Origin of the sequence: Thermoleptolyngbya sp. C42_A2020_037, assembly GCF_015272455.1 — a bacterium.
GTDB lineage: Bacteria > Cyanobacteriota > Cyanobacteriia > Elainellales > Elainellaceae > Thermoleptolyngbya.
On the sequence record NZ_JACYLP010000010.1, the window covers coordinates 1 to 8,265 of the forward strand.

At 55.6% G+C, this 8,265-nt stretch carries 6 protein-coding genes; 4 read left to right on the forward strand and 2 right to left on the reverse strand.

Going from position 1 to position 8,265, the window contains the following annotated elements; all coding sequences use genetic code 11:
• Both IGS16_RS02645 and IGS16_RS02650 read right to left on the reverse strand, forming a co-directional pair.
• The coding region (locus IGS16_RS02645) for a DUF4347 domain-containing protein (RefSeq protein WP_297083115.1) at positions 1–2,041 on the reverse strand (2,041 nt) is incomplete at its 3' end.
• Between the two features lie 831 nt (positions 2,042–2,872).
• Positions 2,873–3,271 carry a VOC family protein gene (locus IGS16_RS02650; RefSeq protein ID WP_297083117.1) on the reverse strand — a complete coding sequence of 133 codons (399 nt, stop codon included), beginning with the start codon at positions 3,269–3,271 and terminating at the stop codon, positions 2,873–2,875.
• A gap of 250 nt (positions 3,272–3,521) precedes the next feature.
• On the opposite strand from IGS16_RS02650, the gene ureC reads away from it, so the two are divergent.
• The 4 genes from ureC (at position 3,522) to IGS16_RS02670 (ending at position 8,131) form a co-directional block, all read left to right on the forward strand.
• Positions 3,522–5,231 (forward strand): urease subunit alpha, encoded by a 1,710-nt coding sequence (gene ureC, locus IGS16_RS02655; RefSeq protein ID WP_297083119.1) that lies wholly within the window; start codon positions 3,522–3,524, stop codon positions 5,229–5,231.
• 370 nt (positions 5,232–5,601) lie between these two features.
• Positions 5,602–6,045 carry a hypothetical protein gene (locus IGS16_RS02660; protein ID WP_068507696.1) on the forward strand — a complete coding sequence of 148 codons (444 nt, stop codon included), beginning with the start codon at positions 5,602–5,604 and terminating at the stop codon, positions 6,043–6,045.
• 439 nt (positions 6,046–6,484) lie between these two features.
• A complete protein-coding gene (locus IGS16_RS02665; protein ID WP_297083121.1) occupies positions 6,485–7,654 on the forward strand; it encodes an LL-diaminopimelate aminotransferase in 1,170 nt (389 codons plus the stop codon).
• A 66-nt stretch (positions 7,655–7,720) separates the two neighbouring features.
• Entirely contained in the window at positions 7,721–8,131 is a 411-nt protein-coding gene (locus IGS16_RS02670; RefSeq protein ID WP_297083123.1) for a hypothetical protein, read from the forward strand.
• Positions 8,132–8,265: the final 134 nt, after the last annotated feature.

Here is an 8,265-nt window from a genome sequence, read left to right on the forward strand (position 1 = left end):
TGAGCGGGTCGCCATCTGGGTCATTGGCATTGCTCAGCAGGTTGCCACTCAGGGGATTGTCTTCGGCAACACTGAGGGTTTCGTTGCCATCGATGGGTGGATTATTAACGGAAGGAACGTTGATACCGATCGTAGAGGTGACAGTGTTGCTATTTAGCGTGCCGTCGTTGGCAATGAAGGAGAAAACACGGGGTGAGGGGTTGGGGGACGAAGCCGTGTTGTTGTACTGGAGGGATTGCAGCAGGGCGCTCACTGCTGCGTTGGAAAGATCGCCGCCGCCATTGCGAGTAATTGTGAGGGTGGCCGTTGTGCCAGAAATGGAAACGCTGACTGCGAAGGTCGTGGAGCCAATTGTCACGGTTCCACTGTTGGCAGTACCTAGGATAAAAGGCGTGCCGCCAATGGAGAGGACTTCGTTGTTGCCATTGGGGGCGTTGACAGAGATGGTGAGTGTTTCGATATCTGCGCCGTTGTTATTGGGGTCGAAGCCGGAGGCATTCGGCGCTGTGATGGCGATCGCACTGCCTGTGAAAGTTGCCTGAAAGTTGAAATCGTTCGGGCCACCCGTGATATTGAAGGGGTCGAGGTTGAGCGTAGGAGCCAAATTGCTACCACTCCTCACAAAGATGCCGCCGCCTGCCACCAGATCCAGACCCCCTTGTCCTGAGGCACTAGAACTGTTCAGGGCTGCATCCGTCAAGTTCACTAAGTCCGTACCCACATCATTGGGGAAAACGGAGTAGCCAAAGAAGGTTTGCCCTGCGCCAATACCCAGGGCCGAATAGCTCAGGAAGACTCCGCCAATATTTTGAGCACCAATATTGGAACTGAAGCGGGGGTTGCCTCCTGCCCCCATGTCATTCAACACGGCAGTGGCTAGGTTGAAGCCTGAAGCCCCCCAGGCCCCTGCGGGCACAACCTGTAAGGGGCCGTAGGCAGTTGGATTGCCGCTAGCATCTACGGCTGTAATTGCGGCAATCGTCAGTGGGTCGTTGCCGCCTCGCTCTAGCAAAAGGAAGCCGATGTCGTTGAGGTTGGCGGCGGTGGGAGCCGTGAGGCCACCGCTGGCGATGAAATCGATTCGTTCGATGTTGTTGATGTTGTTGTCGCCCTGATTAGCAAAAACGTTATCAACCCCTCGATTGATCACATTGCCCAGGAGCGCCTGCTCCATCGTGTTGATTCGCGATGGCCTCAGGTTGAGGACGTTGCCAGTTGAATTCAGGTTTTGTACTTCGTACCAGAAGACCTGACGCCCTTCGGGGTTGGAGACACTGGAATTGGGAATACGCCGGAGCCTGACCTGATCGACAAGCTGGGCTAGGTTGTAGGTGGATGATGCAGCGGTGAAGCCAGAAATGACGAGATTGTTGTTGGTGCCGACTGGAAAGTTGTAGGTGTAGAGTTCGTTGGCAGTGGCATCGCCGTCAGGGTTGCCGACTTCGTTGGCAGTGTAGGTGCTGGCGTTGTCCGGGAGGTCTACGTAGTTGGCGATGATGCCGCTGATACTTACAGGAGCCAGAAGACCTGGATAGCGGTGGGCAGCCGCCGTCGCAAAGGGCAGGGCGATGGGGAAAGCGCCCGTCTGGATGTCGAGATGCCAGGTGCCGCCGAGGTCTGCATTGCCCACGGGAACCGAGGATGCGGCGATGTTAGCCCCCGTGAGGTGGTGGAGGGTTTCGACAAAGGCGGTGCCCACTTCACCCGCAGCCACGTTGCAACTGTAAAGCAACAGGTCTAGAGGAGATTGGGAGATTTTTCGGCGCTGACGGATATGGCGCAGGGCTTCACGGTAGGAGTGGAGAGTGTCCTGGCTGAGTTGGGTATTTCCCAAAAAGATGCGACCGGGTGCGCCGTGGGCCAGGACATGAACCTGTTGGAGGTGGGGGAACTGCTGTAGCCACTGAATGAGGGTTTCGACCCCATTTTGAGTACGGTCAACGACTGCAACTTGAATGTGTTTGCTGGTGTTTTGAAGAAGTTGCTGGACGTTTTCGACCGCTGAGTCCACCAGGAGAAGAGAAGTTCCTGCGATATCCATGCGACTGCACATGACTTTGAAGAGGCTAGATTCTTGAGTTTTTGCTTGAGTTTTTGCTTGAGTTTTTTCCTTGAGCTTTTTGTTAGACTGCCCTAATAAGAACAGCTCCTAGCAGACTCACTCAAGCAGCGTTTCAGGAAATGGGAAGTTGCGACTAAAAATCGATTGCATCCAACTTGGTAAAGCCGAGATATTCCCAGACTTGTTTACACCAGCAAGATCTGTTCTAGCTTGCTGAGCCTCAGATGTGGCAGCGTAAACGGACTTGAAAGTAATGGGCGGCGATCGCCCTTCTCTCAAATACCGATTAAATGAAACTGGAATTGTTCATCGAGCTTTCTGCGAGCTTTCTGTATAACAAGTTGCAAACGCCGCCCTACATTTAGGATACCCAGCCTGTTAGGATTTCCTATATCGCGAGATTTACGGATAAGCAGCTTTATCAAAGCTATTTGGAGTAGTGAAAATACGTGTTGTTACGGGTGACTTGAGGTTGAGTATCGAGGGGGCGATGGTGATTCGAGATTTACTTGGGTTTTTACAGAAGTAGTTTCTATTAATTGGAGAGATGAACCTTCTGCTAGGCGGTAAGGCATTCGTAATTTCGCTGAAGCAGCAGCATAAAAATCAACGAATGCACAGCAAAATCTTTAGGGAAAATCTCGATTGCTGGTTTGAGCAATGTTTCCCTAAATTATTTTGAACGGAGTAAATCCATAAAGCCACGCAGTAAACGGTAAAACCGCATGGCCCCTAAACTGGCTAAAAACTGGCTAAAAAGTCCGTAAAGCCAGCAGGTTTATCACCTCAAAGGTCAGTAAATTGCCGCTTTTACTCCAACGCGGCATCCCAAAACGTCGCTTCAATCTTGTGCCCGTCCAAATCGCGGACAAAGCAGCCATAGTAGGCAGGGCTGTAGTGTGGGCGGGGGCCAGGTTCTCCGTCGGACGTGCCCCCTGCGGCGATCGCCGCCTCATAGAAAGCATGAACTGCCTCCTTGCTTGCCGCGATGAAGGCGACATGCACCCCGTTGCCTGTAGACGCGGGCTGCTCGTTAAACGGGGTCTGAATCCAAAATTCGGGAAACAGCTTGCCATAGGCCGCAGCGCCAGGAAATTCCTCTATCTTGCGGCAGCCCAGCGTTGGTAGCACTTGGTCATAGAAAGCGACAGCCCGCTCGAACTGGTTCGTGCCCAGGGAAACATGAGAGAGGATGCTGGGAGTGTCCATGATGGGGAGCGATAAGGGGGCGTTGGGGGGTGGAGGGATTGTTCGTACCGCCAAAGACTGACTCAATAGTACGGGAGTACGGATTCCTGGGGCGATCGCTGTTAAAAAGCTTAACTTTTGCCGCCAATTGGTCTGTTTGGCTACGCCCCGTGCTACATTCTGCGAGTTAAAAGAAGAGGGTTGATTTTGCTGCCCTTCCTCTTTTATGCAGCAACGCCACCCCTTGACCCCTGACCCCCAAACTCCAGCTATGAGCTATCGCATGGATCGCCGCGCCTATGCGGAAACCTTTGGCCCAACCGTGGGCGATCGCGTCCGTCTGGCCGATACCGAACTGATTATCGAAGTTGAGCAAGACTTTACCACCTACGGCGATGAGGTGAAGTTTGGCGGCGGCAAGGTGATCCGCGACGGCATGGGGCAATCACCCATTTCCCGCGAAGGCGGCGCAGTGGATGCGGTGATTACCAACGCGCTGATCTTGGACTGGTGGGGCATTGTCAAAGCCGATGTGGGCATCAAGGACGGGCGCATCGTCGGCATTGGCAAGGCGGGCAATCCCTACATTCAGGACAATGTGACGATTGTGATTGGCCCTTCTACAGAGGCGATCGCTGGAGAGGGCATGATCCTGACGGCAGGCGGCATTGATACGCACATTCACTTTATCTGTCCACAGCAAATCGACGTGGCGATCGCCTCTGGCATTACCACCATGATCGGCGGCGGCACGGGCCCGGCATCGGGCACCAATGCCACCACCTGCACACCCGGCCCGTGGAACATTTATCGAATGCTGGAAGCGGCAGAAGCCTTTCCTATGAACCTGGGCTTTTTGGGCAAAGGTAACGCCGCCAAACCCGAAGGACTGCGGGAACAAATTGACGCGGGGGCGATCGGGCTAAAGCTGCACGAAGACTGGGGGACAACCCCCGCAGCCATCGACACCTGCCTGGATGTGGCAGAGCAATATGACGTGCAGGTGGCGATTCATACTGACACGCTGAATGAAGCAGGCTTTGTAGAAGACACCCTCGCCGCCTTCAAGGGACGCTGCATCCACACCTACCACACCGAGGGCGCAGGCGGCGGTCACGCGCCAGATATTATCCGGGTCTGCGGCGAACTGAACGTGCTGCCGTCTTCTACGAATCCCACACGCCCCTACACAGTGAACACGCTGGAGGAACACCTCGATATGCTGATGGTGTGCCACCACCTCGATCGCGGTATTCCCGAAGATGTGGCCTTCGCCGAGTCGCGCATCCGCCGGGAAACCATCGCCGCTGAAGACATCCTGCACGACCTGGGCGCTTTTAGCATTATCTCGTCCGACTCGCAGGCCATGGGCCGCATCGGCGAAGTGATCACCCGCACCTGGCAAACGGGGCACAAAATGAAGGTGCAGCGGGGTCCGCTGTCGCCGGACTCTGAGCGCAACGACAACTTCCGCGCCAAGCGCTACGTGGCCAAGTACACGATTAATCCGGCGATTGTTCACGGCATTGCTGATTACGTCGGCTCCGTCGAAGTGGGTAAGATTGCCGACCTCTGCCTGTGGCGACCCGCTTTCTTTGGCGTGAAGCCGGAACTCGTGTTGAAAGGCGGGCTAATTGCCTGGGCGCAGATGGGCGATGCCAACGCCAGCATTCCCACGCCGCAGCCGATCCACATGCGGCCGATGTTTGCTAGCTATGGGGGGGCGATCGCCAACACATCCTTTACCTTTCTGTCCAAGGCTGGCGTGCAAAACGGCATCCCCGAAAGGCTAAAGCTCCAGCGCGAGGTGCTACCTGTGACGAATATTCGCCAGGTGACCAAAAAAGATCTGAAGCTGAATGACTATACGCCGCGCATTGAGGTCGATCCCGAAACCTACGAAGTCCGCGCCGATGGAGAACTGCTGACCTGCGAGCCTGCCACCGTATTGCCAATGGCCCAGCGCTATTTCCTGTTTTAAGCAAGTTGAGCCATTCAGCTTCACATTCCCGATTGCCAGAACACTTCCGATTGCCAGATCAGTTATTTGCATGGGTCAGTTGAAGAAGTGGCCTATCCTACCGGGCACTTGAGGAACTGTCATAGGATTTGGCTAGTCTTCAAAGATAAATGACACGATCAGATCATCGGATGGGTTGGGATCGCGCTGGTTACGGGTATCGCCGAAGCTCGGATTGTTATCAACTCTCAGAGTGAGCTTTTGGCGGAGAACAAAGGATTTCGGACGGGTTTGGAAGAAAGCCCGGAAGCAGGGTGGCCCGAAATCAATCCCGAAATCAGTTCAGTGGCGATCGCCCCTCTCGCTGAGCGTATGGGGAGTAAATCGGAACATGGCACGTAAAACAGCTTTTCAAAAGAGTGGATTTCATATCAACTGGCAAATTGTGCCCACGGCCGCGCTGGGCGTGCTGGCGATGTCGCTAGCGGCAATGGCCCAGGTCACCACGCCGCTGCAAGGAGAGCAGGTGATTAGCGGCACCTCTGGCGGGTCGCAGGCCAGCAGTTGCGGCTTTGTGGGCGATCGCCCCGTGCAGACCGTGCGCGTCACCGAAGCCTTTACCTCACTGCGGTTTCGCGTTGAGGGCGGCGGCCGACCCACGCTGCTGATTCTGGGAGCCGATGGCAGCGTCAAGGGCTGCGCCCGCGCCACCAACTTTTCTAACGGCGTAATCGAGGCATCAGGAGCCTGGGAGCGCGGCAACTACTCGGTATTCGTCGGCGATCTGGATCAGGGCAGCCGCCATCCCTTCCGCCTGACGATTGTACAAAACTAGGTGGACATCTCGAAGTTTCCCTTGAAGGAGGCTTTCTAGAGAGCGGTTCGGAGCGGCTTTTTAACTGAGAAGAATTGCTATACAGCATTTTCTTGCCTCGTGAGGCACATGCTGCCCTCACGAGGCAAGGGCTTATTGACCATCCGTGTGCCTCACTAGCTTCAAAAACGCTGTAGCGGGAACCGCAGGCTATGGTGCTGCGTCAGGGTTAGAAACCTGGAGGTTTTCCTGAGAATCGTTGCCTGAAAAGTCGCCTGAAAACGGGTGTGAAAATTTAGCGCTTGAAGTTGCGTTTGAGGTTGCGCTCGGTGCGTTAGGGTGGGGATAGGGTTGCTGTCCTCACCCAATTTTTTGAGAGCGGGATGGCAATGTGGCATGATGTCAAATCTCAGCATCCGCTACTTCAACACCCCAAACCCCTTTTTCCCTCAGGCCCAAAATGCAATTCGCTAATCGCCTCCAGCCGCTGCGTAGCAATGTCTTTGCCGATATGGATCGGGCCAAGGCGCGGGCCCGGGCGCTGGGGCGTGAGGTCATTGACCTGTCGCTGGGATCGTCAGATTTGCCTACGCCGCCCCATGTGCTGGAGGCGATCGCCCAATCGCTACCCGACCCTAGCACCCACGGTTATCTGCTGTTTCACGGCACGCGGGCGTTTCGAGAAGCCGCCGCCCAGTGGTATACGCAAAAGTTTGGCGTGGCGGTTGATCCTGAAACAGAGGTGCTGCCGCTGGTCGGTTCTCAGGAAGGCACGGCGCATTTGCCGCTGGCAGTGCTAAATCCGGGCGATTTTGCCCTACTGCTCGATCCGGGCTATCCGTCCCATGCGGGTGGCGTGTATCTGGCGGGCGGGCAGATTTATCCCATGCCGCTGCGGGCAGAAAATGGATTCCTGCCCGTGTTTGACGATGTGCCTCCGCCCGTGCTGGCGCAGGCGCGGATGATGGTGCTGAGCTATCCGCATAACCCCACAGCGGCGATCGCTCCGCTCTCGTTTTTCCAGCAGGCGGTCAAGTTTTGCCAGCGGCATGACCTGGTGCTGGTTCACGATTTTCCCTATGCAGATTTGCACTTTAGCGCCACGCCGCCGCCCTCGGTGCTGCAAGCCGACCCGCAAAAGCACTGCTCTATCGAGTTTTTCACGATGTCTAAGTCCTATAATATGGGCGGCTTTCGCGTGGGCTATGCGATTGGCAACGCGGAGCTAATTTTGGCGCTGCGGCAGGTAAAAGCAGCGGTGGATTTCAACCAATATCGCGGCATCTTGAATGGGGCGATCGCTGCGCTGACGGGCCCGCAAGACACCGTGCAAACTGTGGTAGACACCTTCCGGCAGCGGCGCGATGTGTTCCTTCGCGCCCTGCACCGCATCGGCTGGGCTGTGCCCATTCCCCACACCGCCATGTACGTTTGGGCAAAGCTGCCGCAACCCTGGGGCGATCGCTCCATCGATTTTTGCGCTCAGTTGGTCGAAGCCACAGGCGTTGCCGTTTCCCCCGGTGCAGGCTTTGGCAAATCCGGCGAGGGCTATGTCCGCTTTGCCTTGGTTCACGATCCCGCTATTTTGGAAACCGCTGTAGACCGCATCGCAAGTTTCCTGACGCAATAGGAGAAACTTTTGCAGATTGAATTTCGTCTGCTAGAGAGGCAATGGTTTAGCACGAAGTAGGATAAGATGCGGCAAAGGAGCAGGTCAGAAGCAAGTGGCGATCGCCCTAATCGTCGCCAAAGTTACTTTTTTTATCTTACCTGGCTTGGCCCACTGGCGCTGCTGCTGGGAGCGCTCTACGTTTTTTTCAATCTGTTTGCACCGGGCTGGGCGGGCTTTTTTGCCTGGTTTCTCAGTCTGGAGTTGGTGCTGATCGTTCATTTGGCGGCGGCGGCGCTGCTGGTGGGGCTGGCGCTGCTGCTGCGCGTTCAGGGGCGATCGCTCGACCGCTGGTTTTGGCGCGGACTGACCTATTATGCGCTGCTGCCGCTGCTGGGATTTGCGATTGCCCTTTGGCTCCAGGGCGCAGGCCCAGCATGGCAGTCGGTGGTCAATCTGTTTCAGTTTCCAGTTTTATCTGACTGGCTAGGCCGATAGTTCCAGACTTTTCATTCCAGACTTTCCACTAATATTTGCGACCCAAAATCCAGGGCATGAGCGCAAAGCAGCGTTAGGCGCAGTTGCCCTGTTTGAAATTTTCGATTGGGGATTGGGGATTTTAGATTGGGGAG

Excerpts from the sequence above, each read along its gene's own strand:
- IGS16_RS02670 (WP_297083123.1), top strand. The coding sequence starts at position 7,721 with ATGCGGCAAAGGAGCAGGTCAGAAGCAAGTGGCGATCGCCCTAATCGT.
- IGS16_RS02665 (WP_297083121.1), top strand. The coding sequence starts at position 6,485 with ATGCAATTCGCTAATCGCCTCCAGCCGCTGCGTAGCAATGTCTTTGCC.
- ureC (WP_297083119.1), top strand. The coding sequence starts at position 3,522 with ATGAGCTATCGCATGGATCGCCGCGCCTATGCGGAAACCTTTGGCCCA.
- IGS16_RS02660 (WP_068507696.1), top strand. The coding sequence starts at position 5,602 with ATGGCACGTAAAACAGCTTTTCAAAAGAGTGGATTTCATATCAACTGG.
- IGS16_RS02650 (WP_297083117.1), bottom strand. The coding sequence starts at position 3,271 with ATGGACACTCCCAGCATCCTCTCTCATGTTTCCCTGGGCACGAACCAG.